The organism is Arthrobacter jinronghuae (genome assembly GCF_025244825.1).
Lineage (GTDB): Bacteria > Actinomycetota > Actinomycetes > Actinomycetales > Micrococcaceae > Arthrobacter_B > Arthrobacter_B jinronghuae.
The window spans coordinates 354,251-371,010 of record NZ_CP104263.1; the positions used below are offsets into that span (position 1 = coordinate 354,251).

Genomic DNA, 16,760 nt, shown 5'->3' on the forward strand with positions numbered 1-16,760 from the left:
AGTCAGCCGGCCACGAGCCGGACGGCGAGGACCAGCATAACGACGCCGATCAGCAGGTCCACAATCTGCCAGGTACGCGGCCGGTTCAGCACCGTGGATAAGCTGCGCGCACCGTAGCCCAGCGCCGTAAACCAGAGCACGCTTCCGAGCACGGCGCCGGCCGCGAAAATCCAGCGTGTGTCGGAACCGTAGTGGTTCGCCAGGCTGCCCAGGAGCACCACGGTATCGAGATAGACATGCGGGTTCAGGAAGGTCAGGGCGAGCGTGGTCAGGATGACGGTGCCCTTCGCCCTCGGTGCTTGTGCTTCCAGCACCGACGGCTTGGCGGCGGAGATCAGCGATCGGATGCCCCACCAGGCGAGATAGGCGGCACCGGCCCAGCGCAGGATTTCCAGGACCGCCGGGAACCGGGACACCAATGCCCCGATCCCGGCGGTGCCGCCCAGGATCAACAGGGCGTCGCTGACGATGCACAGGGCCACCACCACGCCGATGTGCTCGCGCCGCAGCCCCTGCCGCAGGACGAAAGCATTCTGCGCTCCGATGGCCACGATCAGTCCGAGGCCGGTGACCATTCCGGTTACCCAAATACTCAACATCCCTCGACGGTAACCAGCTGGATCGGTTCAGACAAACGAATCATTTGAAGGATGCATTAGGTTTGCTTCATGAACTTCGAGCATCTCCGTGCGCTGGCCGCCGTCGTCGACGAGGGAACCTTCGAAGCGGCGGCGGACCGGCTGCACATCAGCCCGTCCGCGGTAAGCCAGCGCATCAAGGCGCTGGAAAGCTCCGTGGGCCAGGTTGTCGTCCGCCGCGGGGTGCCCTGCACGCCGACGGATGCAGGCGCGGTCCTGCTGCGCATGGCGCGGCAGGTGCAGCTGCTGGAGGGGGAAGCCCGTTCCGCGCTCTCCGGCGGCACGTCCCCGCGGACGACGACGCCGGTGGCCGTCAATGCGGACTCCCTCGCCACGTGGTTTCTACCCGTCCTCTCCGAAGCAGCCGAGTGGACGGACAGCACCCTGGACCTGCAGATGGAAGACCAGGACCACAGTGCGCAGCTGTTGCGCCAGGGAGACGTCATCGGCGCCGTCACCGCCGACCCAACACCGGTCAACGGCTGCAGGGTCGAGGCGCTGGGTGCCATGCGCTATCTCCCGGTGGCGACGCCGGACCTGCAGCAGCGCTTCACGCGTGGGGATGGCATCGAGTGGGCAGCCATGCCGGTGGTTCAGTTCAATGCCAAGGACGATCTGCAGCGCCGGTTCCTGCAGACGCGCGGCGTCGACGGAGGACCGCCACGGCACACTATCCCCTCCTCGGAGGCCTTCGTGGCGGCGGTCCGTGCAGGGCTGGGCTGGGGCATGCTCCCGGAACTGCAACTGGGCAACGGGCTCAAGGACGGGACGTTGGTGCTGCTCGACGAGCAGGCACACCGGGACGTCCTGCTGTACTGGCAGGCCTGGAAGCTGGACTCGGAACGGCTGCACCGCATCGGTGACTCCGTCCGGCGGGCCGCCCGGCAGCTGAGGTAGGGAGGCCGGGACCGGAGCGGCTGGCTGGCGTGGTGGAGAAGGAGTGCGGTTAAGGAAACGGCTGGCAGTGCGGGCAGTAATACAGGTCCCGCATTTCCATCTCGTTGTCGCCGAGCAGCTCATGCGCCACCTTGGTGCCGCAGCGCAGGCAGCCCCGCCGTTCCCGGTTATAGACCCAGAGCTGGTCCCGGCCCATGGCGCCGGTGGTGATCCGGCGGGAGCGGGCCTTGTTTACCTCCAGGAGCCGCTTGGACAGGTCCACCAGCCGCGGCAGATCCGGCACGTCGGAGACCGGGGTCAGCGGGTGGATGCCGGCCAGGAAGCACAGCTCGCACCGGTAGATGTTGCCGATGCCGGCGAGGTTCCGCTGGTCCAGCAGTGCCAGGCCGATGGGCCGGTCCGGCTGCGCCGAGATTCGGCGCAGCGCCTCATCCGCGTCCCAGTCCGGTCCCAGCAGGTCCGGACCAAGATAGCCGACGGCGTCGTCTTCGTCCTTGCGAGCCAGCACCCGGAGGAACCCCAAGTCGAACCCGACCACCTGGTGGGTGTCCGTTTCCAGGATGCAGCGGGCCTTGAACGCCGGCCGCCGCCACTTCTCGCCGCGGGCGTACACGTGCCAAAGCCCCTCCATTTTGAGGTGGGAGTGGAGGATCCAGCCGTCCACGGGATCGCCGCCGCGGATCAGCAGATGCTTGCCGCGGGACACGACGTCCTGCACGGCCGAACCGGTGAAATCTGTGGTGGCGAATTTCGGGACGCGGATATCGCACCGGGTCAGCTCTTTGCCGGCCAGGACGGCATTGAGGTCCCTCGCTGCCCGCCAGATGGTATCGCCTTCAGGCACGGTTCCTCCCCGGATCGACTATGCCCGGGACCAACGGCTCAGACACGGTAACGCAGTCCCTTCGGCGTGGTGTAGAAACCGGCGGCGGTCAGTGCCCGCGCAGCCTCCGTATCGAGGATATCCGTCCCGTTGACCTTCTCGATGGCCATTTTCTCCGCCGCACCCCGTTGGATGATCCGCACCAGGGCGGCAGCGGAAAGCTCCAAAGCCGCCGGCTCCTCGGTGAAGGTCAGCAGTGTCTTGCCGCCGCGTTCGGCATACAGTGCCAGCTCGCCGTCGACCAGGACCACCAATGCGCCGGCTTTGCGGCCGGGCCGGTGTCCACCCTCCAGCGTGGGCCAGGGCAGGGCGGCGCCGTAGGGATTCGCCGGATCGGTGGCGGCCAGTGCGACGGCGGACGGTTCCGGCTGCTTCAGCTGCGCATCTTCGGAGAAGGAGCGCAGCCGGTCCACCGTGGCGGGCACGGCGAACTGGGCCGCGCCGAGCTGCTCAATAAAGTAGCCGCGCCGGCACCTGCCCATTTCCTCCAGCCGGGCCAGCACCCGGTAGAGCAGGGCGAAGCCGCCGGGGGTGCCTTCACTGGCCACGGAGCCGCGGGTGACCACACCGTAACGGTCCAGCATCAGCTCGGCCGTGGCGTGCGCATGCAGGGTGGTGTCGGTTTCGACCTCGGGGAGCATGCTCCACCGCCCGGCGACCAGGGGCGGAGCGTTGCGGAGTGCCGGGGCCGACGCGCCGCCGCCGGCCGCCAGCCGCATGGAGCTGCCCGTCAGCGAGGCTCCCGGTGCCCGGCCGAGCCGTCCCATCCGGGCAGTGCGGGCACGCGGGGTTGCGGCCCGTTGCTTGTGGGCCGTTTTCCCGCCGGACAGCAGGGACCGCACGGGGGTGAAGGTGTCATTGCTGATCCGTCCGGCCCAGACGAGTTCCCAGAGGGCGGAAATAATGTTGGCATCCGTTTCGGCCATGCCGTCCGCGGCGAGACCGTCGCCGAGCTGGCGGAAGAAGTACGCGCCGCCGTTGCCCAGCAGCTCCAGCAGCCGCTGGTGCAGGCCGCCCGGCTCGAAATCAGGGGAGGGGTTGAGTGTCAGCGGTGCGTTTTCGGCCAGGTGCAGGGCAATCCAGCCGTCGTTGCCCGGCAGGGAGCCGGCGCCGGACCACACCACTTCGCCCGTGGCGGTCAGCTCGTCCAGCATGGCCGGGGCGTAGTCGCGCACCCGGGAGCCCAGGATCAGCGGTTCCCAGGCCGAGGCCGGGATCGGCACGCCGGAAAGCTGGTCGATCACGGTGGCCACGCCGTCGAGCCCGCGCAAGGACGATCCCACGTTCTGCCAGGCCGGCAGGAACCGTCCGTAGGTGGCCGGGTCCACGGGTTCCACTTCGGAGCGCAGGGCGGCGAGCGAACTGCGGCGCAGCCGCCGCAGCACCTCGACGTCGCACCATTCGGTTCCGCCGGGAGCGCCGTGAAGGGTGGCCGGGGGAGTGGAGTCGACGCCGTCGGCCGCGTCCAGCAGCAGCGTTTCAGCGGGGCGGAATTCGCCCTCCGCGACGCGTCCCTCGCCGGCCAGACGTTGCAGGGTGCCGGTGACGACGGCGACGCCGAGACCCAACCGCGCGGCGGCTTCGGCGGCGGTGAAGGGTCCATGGGTACGTGCATACCGGCCGACGAGGTCCCCGAGCGGATCCGCGACGGGCTCGATGAAGGCCAGCGGCACGCCCATCGGCAACGGAACACCGAGGGCGTCCCGCAGTCGGGCGGCGTCTTCGATGGCCGCATATCGGGTGCTGCCCGCCATTCCGATTTTCAAGGCCCGGTTGGCGCGGACCAGCTGCTCCAACAGCTCTTCGGCGTCGGCAGGGGTGGCGGTGGACGGAGCCGGTTCTACCGCAGCCCCGGCGTCATCCGCGGGAAGCTCCACCGGTTGCAGGCGGGCGGCTACCTCTGGAACGGACAACGGTCCGAGCAGCCGCAGCAGGTCCGCCACGCCTTCCAGCCCGCGGGCATGGCGGTCCGGAGCCAGCCGCTGGAGTTCACTCTCGATCCGGGCGATGATCCGCGCGTCCAGCAGTTCGCGCAGTTCGGCCCGGCCCAGCAGTTCATTGAGCAGCGTGGGATCCAGGGACAGGGCGGCGGCCTTGCGCTCTGCCAGCGGTGAATCGCCCTCGTACAGGAAGGCGCCCACGTAGCCGAAGAGCATGGAGCGGGCGAACGGCGACGGCGAGGGAGTGGTGGTCTCCACGAGCCGGATCTCACGCCGCTCAATCCCGGACGCAATGTCTTTCAACGCGGGCAGATCGTAGACATCCTGCAGGCATTCCCGCACCGTTTCCAGCAGGATCGGGAACGTGGGGTACTTTTTGGCGACATCCAGCAGCTGCGCCGACCGCTGCCGCTGCTGCCAGAGCGGGGTCCGTTTGGACGGGTTCTGCCGCGGCAGCAGCAGGGCACGCGCCGCGCATTCCCGGAACCGCGAGGCGAACAGCGCCGAGCCGCCCACCTCGGCGGTGACAATGGAATCCAGTTCCTCCGGGTCGAACAGGAACAGCTCGGCGCCGGGCGGTTCGTCCTCCATCAGCGGCACGCGCAGCACAATGCCGTCATCCGATGCCATGGCGGATCCGTCCAGCCCGTACCGGGCGTGCAGCCGCGCCCCGACGGCGAGTGCCCAGGGTGCATGGACCGGCATGCCGTACGGGCTGTGCAGGACTACCCGCCAGTCACCGAGTTCATCGTGGAAGCGTTCCACCACCAGCGACCGATCGTTCGGCACCACATCGGTGGCCTGCTGCTGATCGCGCAGGTACGTAATCAGGTTGCCGGCGGCCCAGTCATCCAGCCCGACGGCGGTCAGGCGTTCCCGGGCAGCGGCGTCATCAGCGGCCGCCATCTCGCGGACGAAGGCCCCCAGGGCGCGGCCCAGTTCCACCGGCCGGCCGAGGGTATCCCCGCGCCAGAACGGCAGTTTGCCCGGCTGGCCGAAGGCAGGGGAGACCAGCACCCGGTCATGGGTGATGTCTTCGATCCGCCAGCTCGTGGCGCCCAGGGCGAAAATGTCCCCGACCCGGGATTCGTAGACCATTTCCTCATCAAGTTCACCGACCCGGCGGCTGTTCTTGCCCTCGGAATCGCCCACCAGGTAAACACCGAACAGGCCGCGGTCCGGGATGGTGCCGCCGGAGGTGACGGCGAGGCGCTGCGCTCCGGGCCGGCCGGTGATGGTGCCTTCGGTGCGGTCCCAGACAATCCGGGGCCGCAGCTCGGCGAACTCGTCCGAGGGATACCGGCCGGAAAGCAGGTCCAGGGTGGCGTCGAACGCGGAGCGCGGCAGCCCGGCAAAGGGCGCGGATTGGCGGACGACGTCGAACCATTCCTCCACATCAATGGAACCCAGCGCTGCGGCGGCCACGGTCTGCTGGGCGAGGATGTCCAGCGGGTTGGCCGGAATGGCCAGGGGTTCGATCTGCCCGGCCAGCATCCGTTCCGCGGTGACCGCCGAGTTCAGCAGGTCGCCGCGGTGCTTGGGGAACATCACGCCCTGGGAGATTTCGCCCACCTGGTGCCCTGCCCGGCCCACCCGCTGCAGCCCGCTGGCCACCGACGGCGGCGATTCGACCTGCACCACCAGGTCCACCGCCCCCATGTCGATGCCGAGTTCCAGGGAGCTGGTGGCCACCACGCAGCGCAACCGGCCGGATTTCAGGTCATCTTCGATCAGGGCCCGCTGGTCCCGGGACACCGAGCCGTGGTGCGCCCGCGCCAGCACGGGGTTGTCGTCTTCCACGGCAAGGTCCTCGCGCCGCAGCACGGACACCCCGGCCTGCGCCATGATCTGGGCCGGCGGGCGGGCGGCGGCGGGCACGGGTGCTGCGGTCCCGTCGGTTCCGGTGGCCGCCTGCGCAGCCTCCAGCCGGAAGGCATGGATCTCGTTCAGACGGGCAGTGATGCGCTCGGCCAGGCGCCGGGAGTTGGCAAACACGATGGTGGAACGGTTCGCCTCGATGAGGTCGACAATTTTCTCTTCCACGTGCGGCCAGATGCTTGCCTGCGGAGCGTAGCCGCCCTCCACGGTGTCCTCGGTGGTGGGAGCGTTGCCCAGATCCGTCATGTCCTCCACCGGAACGGTGACGGTGAGGTTCCAGTTCTTCCGGGACTTCGGCGCAACGATCCGCACCGGGGCATTGCCACCGAGGAAACGCGCCACGGTTTCGTGCGGCTCCACGGTGGCGGAGAGCCCGATCCGCTGCACGGGCTTTTCCAGCATGGCATCCAGCCGGGCCAGCGTCACGGCCAGGTGGGCGCCGCGTTTGGTGCCTGCCACGGCGTGGACCTCGTCCACGATCACGGTTTCCACTTCCGCCAGGGTTTCCCGGGCCTGAGATGTGAGCATCAGGAACAGGGATTCGGGCGTGGTGATGAGGATGTCCGGGGGCCGTGTCAGCAGGGCGCGCCGCTCATTCTGCGGGGTGTCGCCGGAACGGACGCCGACGGTGATGGACGGCGCCGGCAGGCCCAGCCGTTTGGCGGTCTGGGTAATGCCGATCAACGGCGAGCGGAGGTTGCGTTCCACGTCCACGCCCAAGGCCTTCAGCGGGGAGATATACAGGACCTTGGTTTTGCGTTTGGGTTCCCGGGTACGCTTCCGCCCCGCCGGTTTGGGCGCGGATTCCGGCAGTTCCGGAAGCGGCAGTTCGGCGGGCGGCAGGCCTTCGGGGCCGACAGCGGCGGCAGAGGCAATGAAGCTGTCCAGTGCCCAGAGGAACGCGGCCAGCGTTTTGCCCGACCCGGTGGGAGCAACCACCAGCGCATTGGCCCGCTCCGAGATCGCATCCCAAGCTCCCACCTGGGCCGGGGTGGGCGCAGTGAAGGCACCCTCGAACCATTCCCGGGTGGCGGGGGTGAACTTGGCTAGCACCGAAGATGCCGATGTCATGGCACTATTCTTCCCCACCCCGGTGACAGTTTGGCCGCTGTCACCGGGGGTTCGGCTGCAGGCCGAAAATCAGCGCGCCTGCAGGATCCCTACCTGCAGCAGCTCGATATCCGTGTTGCTGCATCCCGTGGAGGCGTAGGGGACGGACAGGGAAGCGGTGTCCTCCGGCGGATAGACCAGCAGGGACGCTGTCTCCTGCACCTGGCAGTCTCCGTACTTCTGCGCCACGGTTTCCCGCAGTTCGGCGGCCGCTGCCTGCCAGGGTGCCAGCGTGACGGGAACGGCTGCCGCCGCCTCGGTCCGGGCGGCCGGTGCGCCCACCTGCTGTCCGGCGGCGTCGAGGTAGGAGACACCCGGGTAGCCGGCCACGGTGCAGGTACCGTCGGCGGAGATGTTGGTCAGCACCAGGACACGGGAGATGCCGTCCGCTCCGGCGCCGCCGGGAACATTCTCCACGGCGCCGGCAAGCATGTCGGCGGTGCAGGGAACGGGGCCAACGGCCGCCGCTCCGCCTGTGGCCGCCGGCGATGAAGACGAATCCGGAGCAGGTTCGGTGGATGCGGACGGCGCGGGTGTGGTCTCACTGGCTGATGACGACGGCGACGCTGACGCGCCGCCGTCGTCCCCTGAACCGCCGCAGCCGGCCAAAGCGGAACCGGAGAGGGCCAGCAAAGCCACGAGGGCCAGTGCCTTGCGGGACGGGGAGGACTTTTTGACGGGGAATGCAGGTGCCGAGGTGATCATGCTCTCACCTTTCCCGCCGGGCCCGGTTTGCGTCAATCCGCCCCGCCCGGCAGGACGGAATGACGCAAAACCGTTACGGGGAGTGGCCGCAGGCGTCCTGCGTGCCCGGTCAGGGCAGCAGGTCAGGCCCGGTTGCGGCCGCGGGTGCGGATCAGGGCGGTGACGCCTGCCGCAAGGCCCAGCAGCCCGGCGCCCAGGCCGACATAGCCGGCAACTTCGGCGGTCTCGACGTCGTCGTCCCGGTCATCGGCGCTTTCCGGCGTGGTGCCGTGGGCGCTGCCGTGCTCGTCGCCGGCGGCGTGATCATCGTCGTCGTCCGCTTCGGTGATGGTGACTACGGGCGCCGGGGAGTCAAGGTCGTGGCCGGACTGGCCCTCGGCCGGGATCTGGGACCAGTCCGTTTCCCCCTTTTCACAGCTTTGCAGCACGGGGAAGGCCAGGGTGGTGTCTTCGGCGTCGGGCAGGTCAACGCCGAGAGTAATGGTGTCCCGGACGCCGTCGGGCAACGGTTCCTTGGCGGTGTACACAATTTCGCTGGTCCGCGAGCTGACCTGTGAGCCGTTGGGCAGGGTCCGCGGCTCCGCGAGCTCCTCGGTGACCTTCTCGATGTCCCAGCCGGGGTGGGCCGTGGGGGTGGCGTCCGCCAGTTCGTCCGGGAGGGTGAAGGTCAGGGCGGTGGTCGGGGAGCCCTCGCAGCCGTGCGAGAGGTCGAAGGTCAGCAGGGCGGACTCGCCTGCGCCGGTGGTGTCGGGGGTGACATGTACGTGGGCGGCTGCCGGTGCCAGGCCGAGCGCCATCAGAGCGGCGGTGCCGCCGGCGGCAAGGAGGACGGAGGAGGAGGTACGCATGGAAAAGCCTTTCGGTGGCGCATTGCCAAAAAACCGCGCTGGACGCGGAAAGTACTGGAAAAGGGATTAGGCCAATGCGGACGACGGCGGCCCGCGCAACGGGCGCGCGGAGCTGAACCGGGCGCGCGGGGTCCCGGCGGCGGGACCGGAAATCGCCTGCGGCCGGACGGGTCGGAACCTCGTCGGGGCCGGCGGCGTGAACAGCGGCCGCAGCCAGGCCGCCGTGGCGTGCAGGGCGTCCTCGCCCCGGGCGAGCACCAGCGCGGACAGCGCCACTGCGGCGAGGTGCGCGAGGAACAGCGCGGGGCCGGCGTCGTGCTGGAGCGCGTGGAAACCGGACAGGGCAGCCCCGGGCAGCGGCGCCGTCTCCGGACAGAGAACGGCAACCCCGTGGTGGGTGGAAGCGCCGGGCAGGCACTGGACGCCGGAGGTCAGGAGGCCAAAGGCTTCATGGAGTCCGAGCTGCGCGGCACCGAGGACCAGGAAGAGGCTGCCGGGCCGGAACCGGCGCCCGGCGGTGATGCTGACGCCGGCCAGGGTGAAGGCCGCCAGGGCTATGAGGAGGACCGGTTCGGGGAGTATCCCGCCGCCGGCCAGGTGCGCACCGGTAGCCAGCGCGAAAATGACCGCGGTGGCGATTCCGGCGCGGAGCAGCCGGAAGGGATCGGTGCGCTGGGGCATGCTTCCCTCTCCGGTCCCGCCGGCCGCGGCACGGAGCCTGCCGGACTGCTGAAAAACTGCTCCTACTTTACCGTGCAGCCGCCCTGCCGACGGCACGCACAACCCGAGCGGAAGGCCCGCCGTCGTCCCCTGCCTTATTCATGGTGGTAGGGGCGTCCGCCGGCGATCTCCTGGGCCCGGTACACCTGCTCCGCGAGGATCAATCGGACCAGCTGGTGGGGGAACACCAGGGGGGAGAGGGACCAGACAAAGTCGGCGCGGTCGTGGACACTCTGGTCCACCCCGTAGGCCCCGCCGATGATCAGGGTGACGTTGCGCGAGGAATCCAGCGGCCTCTGCAGGGTCTGCGCCAGCGCCGGGGAGGTGATGGCCTTGCCCCGCTCGTCCAGCAGGATCACGTAGTCGGATCCGACCTTCGCCAGCAGCCGCTCGGACTCCTCGCGGCGGGCGGCGTCGCCTTCGCGGGCGGAATGCGGAATGGGGACCCAGGTCAGGTCAAAGGGCTTCTTCAACCGCTTTTCGTACCGGCGGATCCCGTCAACCACCCAGTCCTCGTGCTTGCGGCCCACCATCAAAACTTTTAATGCCATGCAACCATTCAAGCCCGGAACCAGTGAGGTCCGGTAACCGGGCGGGCGCCGGGCTTACACTGCGTGGACAACGAAGAGCACTTCGACGGCGGCAAGCCAGGAGGTTACAACGTGTTGGAATCGCGTGCGGTGGTGTTGGGCGGCGGCGGAGTGGCCGGCATCGCCTGGGAAATCGGCCTGCTGGCGGAACTGCTGGACCAGGGCATCGACCTCAACGAGGCAGACCTCGTTGTCGGTACCTCGGCCGGATCGGTGGTGGGAACCGCCCTTCGCTTCGGGCAGCTGCGGGCCGCGGCGCTCGCCCAGGAGACGGCTGAGGAAGGTGCCGGCGCCGCGGATTACCAGGAGCCGGACGCATTCGACGGCGAGCGGTTCATGAACATCATGGGCGCGGCCGGCTTTGGCGGCGGCGGGGAGAAAGCCGCCCGCGCACGCCTGGGGCAGCGGGCCCTCAAAGCGGACACGCAGCTGACCGAGGAGGCCTGGGTGAACAGCATCCGTTCACTGGTTCCTTTCCCGGCCTGGCCCGAAAAGGCGCTGGGTGTCACGGTGGTGGACGCCGAAGACGGCAGCTTCAAGGTGTTCGACGGCGATTCCGGCGTGGACCTTGGCCTGGCGGTCACCGCCAGCTGCACTGTCCCGACGGTGTGGCCGCCCGTGCACATCAACGGGCGGGTCTACATGGACGGGGGCATGCGCTCGGGTACCAATGCCGATGTCGCTGCCGGTTTTGGGAAGGTGCTGGTGGTTTCCTGCGGCCTCGAGGCGCCGCAGAGCCCCTTCGGACCCACCCTCCCGCAGGCGCTGAAAACGATCAGCAAGGACGGAAAGCCGTTGTTGATTGAAGCCGACGCACAGGCACTGCAGGCGTTTGGCACCAACATGCTGCTCGATTCCACCCGCCGGCCCTCCGTCGCGGCGGGCCGGCGGCAGGCGAAGGAGATTGCCGACGTCGTCCGGCGCTTCTGGGAGGACTGAGTCCGGGTTGGTGCCGGCTTAGCGGTTGTCGCGGTCGACGTCGGCCTCCAGATCGGAGCCCGGCTCAATCACCACGCCGTCTTCACGCTGCTCGACGCCGTCGGCCTGGGGTGCGGTGTCTCCGGCGGGAGAGGGGGCTGCAGCCGCTTCTGATGCGGCGGCGGCCTCGGCTTCTTCGCGTTCCTTGATGTACTTCACGAGGAACTCCAGTTCATCGCTGTACTGCTGCAGGCGGTCGGAGCGGGACTCAGTCGCCAGGGCGAGCACGAGGTCGGTCTGCCGTGCACGCAGCTGGGCAATTGTGGGCTGTGATTCGTTGGTGTCCATGCTTCATCCTACAAAGGCTGCCCGGCCTCGTTGCCACGGCGGGTACAAAGCCGAGGGCCGGCTAGTCCTCGCCGGCGTTTCTCCGGTGCCGGCGCGAGGGATCATTCTCCAGGCCGTTCGCATCACGTCCGTCACCTGCACGGCGTTGGGCCACTTCGGCACTGTACGGTGCACGCGGACGTGCGGGCAGTTGGTCGATGAGCTCGTTCGCGGCATGGGCGAGGATGTCCCGCTGGAAGGGAGGGAGGGACAGGGACCCGTTGATATAGGCATCGATTTCGTATTCGCCGGCTGCGCCTCCGATGCTGAAGTACTTCATCCACACTTCGGGCACAGTCAGCCGGGCGTCCTCAAGCGCTTTCTTGAGCAACTGTCGTTGCTCCGGCTCAACAGCCTCGAAACCCATCGTCTGCCCCTAGTAGCGCTGTTGGTTGCTAACGCTCATTATGACTTGCTCAGAAACGCTGCGCAGGGAATGCCCGTTGCTGCGCGAGCTCATGATCAGCTCACCCATGGCCTCTTCTGAATTCAGCTTCTTCCGCTCCATGAGGATACCGCGGGCCAACGCGATGCTGTCCCGGCTGGCAATGGCGTCTTTCAGTTCCCTGCTGGCCCGGTGCGGCACTTCGGTGGACTGGACGTTCGCAAGCAGTGTTGCCGCGGGGCCGGCGAAGAGCGTCAGCAGGTGCTCGCTGCGCTCGTTGAAGGCCGCGGTCTCCGTGGAGTAGATCTTCATTGCACCGAGGATTTCCGTCTTGTGGAGCAACGGCACACTCAGGACCGAGCGTAACCCCAGCTCAGCCGCCGGGCCGCTCCATCCCGGCCAGCGGATCTCCACCGCCAGGTCATCCGACCGCACGGGGGCAGCGCCGGCCCAGGCTTCCAGGCAAGGCCCCTTTCCCAGCCGGTACTGCAGCTCATCGGCAGTGACCACCAGCCCGTCGGTGGATCCTGTGCTGGTCCTGCGGCCCTGATCGTCCATCAGTGAAACACCGGCCCCCGCGGCACCGGGAATGCTTTCCCGAATTGCCTCGGCAAGCAGGTCGACGGCGTGGGCCACGGTTTCCTCGGTGAGGAGCGCGCCCTGGATCCGGGCAATGAGGCTGGAAAGTTCGTCCAAGGGGAGATCACCGGGCATGGCCGGCCTCACATTTCCTCATGGTTTTCCATCCCGCCGTGATGAGCCTGATGCTTCGGATGGCCGTCTATGTCCGTCCTTCTGGCCCATTCGCCGGCCAACGCGCTGTACCACTCCAGCGCGTAGGCGGGGGGATGCCCGGAATCCAGTTGCCGGTAGACACGGTCCGTCAGACTTAGCAAAGTCCTCTGGGGCAGGGCGGCCAGCGCCTGGACATCCAAGGGATCTGCCGGCAGGTCCAACAGCGAGAAGGCCGAAGCGTGCCGGGTGCGGAAGAGCGTCATTGCTTCGCTCCTCCGGCCGGGACCATGGCCGGGCATTCGGGGAGGACCTCCGGGCACGCGATTCTGAGGTCAATGTCCCGCCCGGCAACGTTTCCACGAAGGAGGGGAAGGGCAGCACGTTCAATGTGCTGGGCTGTGGTCAGGTCCACGGCAATCCGGTGTCCGCGCACAAGAGCGGCAGTCTTCCGGATTACGGGTGCCAGGGAACGCCAGCTGTCGGCGGTGAGGCAGCCGGTCACTTCAAGGACAGCGGAGGAAGGGTCGACATCGAGCCGAACGAGTACACGCAGTTTGTGGTCCAAAGGATTCCCAAAATAGGAGTTCCGCGGCGCACTGCTGGGCCTCGGGTTTCAGGGTAAACGGCGGATCCCGGTGAAGGCAAGTCGGGCAGTGCAGGCGTTTTTGAGGAGAAGGTGTCAGAGGCCTGGGCGGCCGATTGAAGCACCTCGGTCAAATTACTAAGTTTGCTTATAAGTTGTCTGCTGGGATAGATTTCACTTACTGGCCCCCGGGGCCGCCATAAGAGGCGACCCAACTAATGTTGGGCCTGATATGCGGAGGTGCATAGTGTTTTTCCATAAGCAGGAACTCCAGTTCTCAGCGACACCCGATAAGCCGGATGCCGTTTTCGCCCGCAAGCTTCAGGAAGTCCTTGGCGGACAGTACGGCGAAATCACCGTAGCAATGCAGTACGGATTCCAGTCGTGGAATTCCCACCTGCCCGGTAAGTACCGCGACCTGCTCTACGGCATCGCCGCCGAAGAGATGGGCCACGTGGAAATGCTGGCCATCATGATTGCCCAGCTGCTGGAAAAGGCTCCCTTGGGTATCACCGACGACGCCGTGCAGTCGGATCCGACGATCGCAGCAGTTGTCGGCGGCATGGATGTTCAGCACGCCATTGTTGCCGGTGCCGGCGCCCGTCCGGTGGACAGCAACGGCAACCCGTGGACCGGTGGCTACGTGACTGCCAGCGGCAATCTGCTCGCCGACTTCACGTCCAACGCCAACATCGAAATGCAGGGACGCCTCGCCGTCGCCCGCCTGTACCACATGACCGATGACAAGGGCGTCCGCGATATGCTCGCGTTCCTCCTGGCCCGCGACACGATGCACCAGAACATGTGGACGGCTGCTGCCAAGGAACTGCAGGAAGAGGGCCACGAGCTGCTTCCGGTTCCGAGCAACTTCCCGATCAAGAAGGAACACCGCGAGGTTTCCTACCAGTACCTGAACTTCTCCGACGGCAAGCACGCCTCCGAGGGTTCCTGGGCTTCCGGCCCCACGCCGGACGGCAAGGGCGAGTTCAGCTACCACGAGGGTCCCACCACCACGGCTCCCATGCCGGACGTCACCCGTCCGGATGCCCGCTACTACGGCACCACCGACATCCCCAACGTCGTGGAAAAGGTTGCCGGCACGGTTCAGGACAAGCTGAACCGCGAGTAATTGCGCATCTGCGGATCAAAACGATAAATGCCCGGACGCTTTGCGTCCGGGCATTTTCTTATGGTGCGGGGAGGAACCTATTGCTTGAAATGCGTCTGCGCTTCAGCGGGGGTCACTGATCCCACCACCCGCTCGGCGATTTGCCGAAGTTTGATGTTTCGGCTGCCGGACGCGGAAACCAGAATGTTGAAGGCTTCGTCCTGGCTGCACCGGTTCTGGGCCATAACAATCCCGACGGCCAAATCAATAACCGTTCTGGAGTCCATTGCGGCACGCAGGTCTGCGGAATGCTCGCCCCCGGCCGCCAGGCGGGCGGCCAGCTGAACGGGTTTGGTGATGCGCCGGGCGTAGTCCTGGATCTGCTCGACCGTTGCGCTGTCGAAGTGTTCCGGGCGGGTGCTGTAAAGGCTGAGGGTTGCGACGCCATCTGTTTCGAGGTCCAGCGGAAGTACGAGCACCGAACGCATTCCGGCCTGCTCCGCGAGGGCTACATACTGCTCCCACCGCTTTTCCCGGCGAAGGTCGGGTATATGCACCACTGCCCGTTCCTGGATCGCAGTGATGCAGGGCCCCTCGGTGAAGTTGTACTGCAGGTCATCCAGGGAACCGGAGGGGGCGCCGCTGAAAGCTGCGCGGACAGGTTTGTGGTCCCGGGTGATGGTCATGGCGCATTCGACGGGACTCGTCGGAATGGAAAACGCCTTAGCCGTCAGTGTTGCCAGCTCGTGGAGGAACTCCTGAACCGTGACGCTGGAAAGAGTCAGGTCCTGCAGCCGCTCCACGAGGAAGAGGTCCAGATCATCCGCCGTACTCTTCCGGTCTTCTGCCGACCGACCCGTAGGGGCTTCGAATGGAGCTATGGCGTCCTGTGCAGTTGCTCCGGTTCCGATCATCCCTACTTTCTACACCATCCGGCATTGGTCAGTAGGCTTGCCGTTTCTGTCGAGTTTCCTGCGGGCATTCCCTGCCCGCGTTCTCCCGGAACGTGAGGCGCCGGTCGGGGTGGGGGGTGAAACCTTCAGCGGGTTCAACTGGAGGACCTCATAAACGCCACGATTCTTACCCATGCGCCTTCAGGTGCCTCCCCAGCGGAATTAACCCCTGTCGTGAATGACAACTGCTGTATTCAGTACCGGTGCTATTGTCGAGGGCGCTAAACCGAAATAGGGAATCGTGCAGCGGCAGGCGGGGTGGAACGGCGGTGAATGCGGTGAACAACGGCAACGGCGCGGATATGACAAAAACGAACGGACTTCCTTCCGTGCGGTTAACTGAACGGGATCTGGTGCTGGGCAAGAAGGCCGCCAAATACTCAGCCGTTATCTGCGCGGTTGCGTTTGCGGCGTGTCTAGGCATCGCCATATACGTGTTGTTCAGTGTGCCGCTTGGGACACGGATGCCCTACAGCGGACAGTACGGGAGAAGCGGGATTCCCATGCCGTTCGCTCTCCTTCCGGCTTTAGTTGTCCTCTCCGGTTTGTTCCGTGGATCAATAAAACCTAAGTCGCACCACATGGGGAAAATAACGCGGGGATTCTTGTATAGTTTCGGGACGGCAATGGTCTTGGGATGCGTGGTTCTCCAGTGGGTTTTTACGAAATCCATACTGATTGAGGGTGGTGCGCTCCCCGCATAGCTGTGCGGGCGGGCAGAGTTCGGCCTCAGGGCTAGTGGCGCGAAAGATGCAGTAGGCACAACGTGCCATAGAGCACGGAGACGAAAATGAGCGGTGATCGCAAAGTTGCGCGGCCTGCCGGACCGCTCAATATGAAGTCCCGGCAGATTGCTGGGCCGAGGATGACCTGCGACGGGACTTCAGCGGAATGAATACCGCGTAGAACGCACCCCAGCAGATCCAGAAAACGGTCGAGATGCTTCGTTCAGAGATTCCAGGGAGCCGGCGGCGGCCCATAGCGGCAATCCCGGATACTGCCGCTGTCACCACCACGAACCGGATCATCCGGCCGGGCACGCTCCAGGCAAGAAACGTCACGAGCGGGGTCCGCTGCAGCCCGGCTGCCCGCGCGTAGAGCTTGTACGGGATTCCACGGGTGGGGCCCCGCAGCAAAGACGCGGCCCCGGACTCGGCGATCTCCTGCTCCACCTCGCTGATCATTGCATCCGTGATTGCCGGAACTTTCACCAACGCCTTACGCGAGGTGTTTGCGGCTACCTTGCGCGCCCACCAGTACGTCACTGCCCCTCCGGCCATGGCGCCGCCGAGGGCTGAGACCGTGGTGCCGAGCGCGCGTTTCGGCCGGCGCAGCCCCACCCAGGATGTCCACACATCGGGGACCACAAAGAAGAACGTCGCTTCCGCGAAGCCCCAGGCGCCGGCGATTCCGTGGTCCCGCAGGGCATTCCCGAAGGCTGATTTGCGCCTAGTTCTCATGTTTACACTGTAATGAATGGTG

17 protein-coding genes are annotated in these 16,760 nt (G+C 66.6%); 3 read left to right on the plus strand and 14 right to left on the minus strand.

The genetic code is table 11. The features are described from left to right. Nucleotides 1–2: 2 nt before the first annotated feature. Entirely contained in the window at nucleotides 3–575 is a 573-nt protein-coding gene (locus N2K98_RS01740; protein WP_455423605.1) for a LysE/ArgO family amino acid transporter, read from the minus strand. Nucleotides 576–668: 93 nt separating this feature from the next. Here N2K98_RS01740 and N2K98_RS01745 point away from each other — a divergent pair, with 93 nt between their 5' ends. Next, complete coding sequence (locus tag N2K98_RS01745; protein WP_255866350.1) at nucleotides 669–1,535, plus strand: LysR family transcriptional regulator ArgP; 867 nt, start codon at nucleotides 669–671, stop codon at nucleotides 1,533–1,535. Nucleotides 1,536–1,584: 49 nt separating this feature from the next. On the opposite strand, the gene N2K98_RS01750 is transcribed toward N2K98_RS01745, so the two are convergent. The 6 genes from N2K98_RS01750 to N2K98_RS01775 form a co-directional block, all read right to left on the minus strand. Next, nucleotides 1,585–2,379 carry an Fpg/Nei family DNA glycosylase gene (locus N2K98_RS01750; protein ID WP_255866349.1) on the minus strand — a complete coding sequence of 265 codons (795 nt, stop codon included), beginning with the start codon at nucleotides 2,377–2,379 and terminating at the stop codon, nucleotides 1,585–1,587. Nucleotides 2,380–2,417: 38 nt separating this feature from the next. Continuing rightward, nucleotides 2,418–7,307, minus strand: coding sequence for an ATP-dependent helicase (locus tag N2K98_RS01755; RefSeq protein ID WP_255866348.1), 4,890 nt, complete (start codon nucleotides 7,305–7,307; stop codon nucleotides 2,418–2,420). A 69-nt stretch (nucleotides 7,308–7,376) separates the two neighbouring features. After that, complete coding sequence (locus N2K98_RS01760; RefSeq protein WP_255866347.1) at nucleotides 7,377–8,051, minus strand: DUF4232 domain-containing protein; 675 nt, start codon at nucleotides 8,049–8,051, stop codon at nucleotides 7,377–7,379. A 122-nt stretch (nucleotides 8,052–8,173) separates the two neighbouring features. Continuing rightward, nucleotides 8,174–8,899, minus strand: coding sequence for a YcnI family copper-binding membrane protein (locus tag N2K98_RS01765; RefSeq protein WP_255866346.1), 726 nt, complete (start codon nucleotides 8,897–8,899; stop codon nucleotides 8,174–8,176). Between the two features lie 66 nt (nucleotides 8,900–8,965). Continuing rightward, complete coding sequence (locus N2K98_RS01770) at nucleotides 8,966–9,580, minus strand: hypothetical protein (protein WP_255866344.1); 615 nt, start codon at nucleotides 9,578–9,580, stop codon at nucleotides 8,966–8,968. Between the two features lie 134 nt (nucleotides 9,581–9,714). Further along, nucleotides 9,715–10,170 carry a 23S rRNA (pseudouridine(1915)-N(3))-methyltransferase RlmH gene (locus N2K98_RS01775; RefSeq protein WP_229952981.1) on the minus strand — a complete coding sequence of 152 codons (456 nt, stop codon included), beginning with the start codon at nucleotides 10,168–10,170 and terminating at the stop codon, nucleotides 9,715–9,717. Nucleotides 10,171–10,233: 63 nt separating this feature from the next. On the opposite strand from N2K98_RS01775, the gene N2K98_RS01780 reads away from it, so the two are divergent. Then, nucleotides 10,234–11,148: a patatin-like phospholipase family protein gene (locus N2K98_RS01780; RefSeq protein ID WP_255866343.1), complete on the plus strand. Its 915-nt coding sequence runs from the start codon at nucleotides 10,234–10,236 to the stop codon at nucleotides 11,146–11,148. An 18-nt stretch (nucleotides 11,149–11,166) separates the two neighbouring features. On the opposite strand, the gene N2K98_RS01785 is transcribed toward N2K98_RS01780, so the two are convergent. The 5 genes from N2K98_RS01785 to N2K98_RS01805 all read right to left on the minus strand — a co-directional run bounded on the left by N2K98_RS01785 (nucleotide 11,167) and on the right by N2K98_RS01805 (nucleotide 13,199). After that, nucleotides 11,167–11,475 (minus strand): hypothetical protein, encoded by a 309-nt coding sequence (locus tag N2K98_RS01785; RefSeq protein ID WP_255866342.1) that lies wholly within the window; start codon nucleotides 11,473–11,475, stop codon nucleotides 11,167–11,169. 61 nt (nucleotides 11,476–11,536) lie between these two features. Beyond that, the gene (locus tag N2K98_RS01790) at nucleotides 11,537–11,845 is read right to left on the minus strand and encodes a hypothetical protein (RefSeq protein ID WP_260553883.1); all 309 of its coding nucleotides are present in this window, start codon (nucleotides 11,843–11,845) and stop codon (nucleotides 11,537–11,539) included. Nucleotides 11,846–11,890: 45 nt separating this feature from the next. After that, entirely contained in the window at nucleotides 11,891–12,613 is a 723-nt protein-coding gene (locus N2K98_RS01795) for a GAF and ANTAR domain-containing protein (RefSeq protein WP_255866341.1), read from the minus strand. A gap of 8 nt (nucleotides 12,614–12,621) precedes the next feature. Further along, nucleotides 12,622–12,897, minus strand: a complete 276-nt coding sequence (locus N2K98_RS01800) for a hypothetical protein (RefSeq protein ID WP_255866340.1) — start codon at nucleotides 12,895–12,897, stop codon at nucleotides 12,622–12,624. Beyond that, nucleotides 12,894–13,199: a hypothetical protein gene (locus tag N2K98_RS01805; RefSeq protein WP_255866339.1), complete on the minus strand. Its 306-nt coding sequence runs from the start codon at nucleotides 13,197–13,199 to the stop codon at nucleotides 12,894–12,896. Before N2K98_RS01805 ends, N2K98_RS01800 begins: the two co-directional genes overlap by 4 nt. A 265-nt stretch (nucleotides 13,200–13,464) precedes the next feature. On the opposite strand from N2K98_RS01805, the gene N2K98_RS01810 reads away from it, so the two are divergent. Then, nucleotides 13,465–14,346 carry a manganese catalase family protein gene (locus tag N2K98_RS01810; protein ID WP_146364083.1) on the plus strand — a complete coding sequence of 294 codons (882 nt, stop codon included), beginning with the start codon at nucleotides 13,465–13,467 and terminating at the stop codon, nucleotides 14,344–14,346. 77 nt (nucleotides 14,347–14,423) lie between these two features. Here the strand turns inward: N2K98_RS01810 and N2K98_RS01815 are convergent, their stop codons facing one another. Together N2K98_RS01815 and N2K98_RS01820 are read right to left on the minus strand one after the other, a co-directional pair. Further along, a complete protein-coding gene (locus N2K98_RS01815) occupies nucleotides 14,424–15,239 on the minus strand; it encodes a GAF and ANTAR domain-containing protein (RefSeq protein WP_255798793.1) in 816 nt (271 codons plus the stop codon). 869 nt (nucleotides 15,240–16,108) lie between these two features. Further along, on the minus strand, nucleotides 16,109–16,738 hold the full coding sequence (locus tag N2K98_RS01820; protein WP_255866338.1) for a hypothetical protein: 630 nt from the start codon (nucleotides 16,736–16,738) through the stop codon (nucleotides 16,109–16,111). Between the last annotated feature and the right edge of the window lie 22 nt (nucleotides 16,739–16,760).

Excerpts from the sequence above, each read along its gene's own strand:
- N2K98_RS01740 (WP_455423605.1), bottom strand. The coding sequence starts at position 575 with ATGGTCACCGGCCTCGGACTGATCGTGGCCATCGGAGCGCAGAATGCT.
- N2K98_RS01745 (WP_255866350.1), top strand. The coding sequence starts at position 669 with ATGAACTTCGAGCATCTCCGTGCGCTGGCCGCCGTCGTCGACGAGGGA.
- N2K98_RS01755 (WP_255866348.1), bottom strand. The coding sequence starts at position 7,307 with ATGACATCGGCATCTTCGGTGCTAGCCAAGTTCACCCCCGCCACCCGG.
- N2K98_RS01760 (WP_255866347.1), bottom strand. The coding sequence starts at position 8,051 with ATGATCACCTCGGCACCTGCATTCCCCGTCAAAAAGTCCTCCCCGTCC.
- N2K98_RS01765 (WP_255866346.1), bottom strand. The coding sequence starts at position 8,899 with ATGCGTACCTCCTCCTCCGTCCTCCTTGCCGCCGGCGGCACCGCCGCT.
- N2K98_RS01770 (WP_255866344.1), bottom strand. The coding sequence starts at position 9,580 with ATGCCCCAGCGCACCGATCCCTTCCGGCTGCTCCGCGCCGGAATCGCC.
- N2K98_RS01775 (WP_229952981.1), bottom strand. The coding sequence starts at position 10,170 with ATGGCATTAAAAGTTTTGATGGTGGGCCGCAAGCACGAGGACTGGGTG.
- N2K98_RS01785 (WP_255866342.1), bottom strand. The coding sequence starts at position 11,475 with ATGGACACCAACGAATCACAGCCCACAATTGCCCAGCTGCGTGCACGG.
- N2K98_RS01795 (WP_255866341.1), bottom strand. The coding sequence starts at position 12,613 with ATGCCCGGTGATCTCCCCTTGGACGAACTTTCCAGCCTCATTGCCCGG.
- N2K98_RS01800 (WP_255866340.1), bottom strand. The coding sequence starts at position 12,897 with ATGACGCTCTTCCGCACCCGGCACGCTTCGGCCTTCTCGCTGTTGGAC.
- N2K98_RS01815 (WP_255798793.1), bottom strand. The coding sequence starts at position 15,239 with ATGATCGGAACCGGAGCAACTGCACAGGACGCCATAGCTCCATTCGAA.
- N2K98_RS01820 (WP_255866338.1), bottom strand. The coding sequence starts at position 16,738 with ATGAGAACTAGGCGCAAATCAGCCTTCGGGAATGCCCTGCGGGACCAC.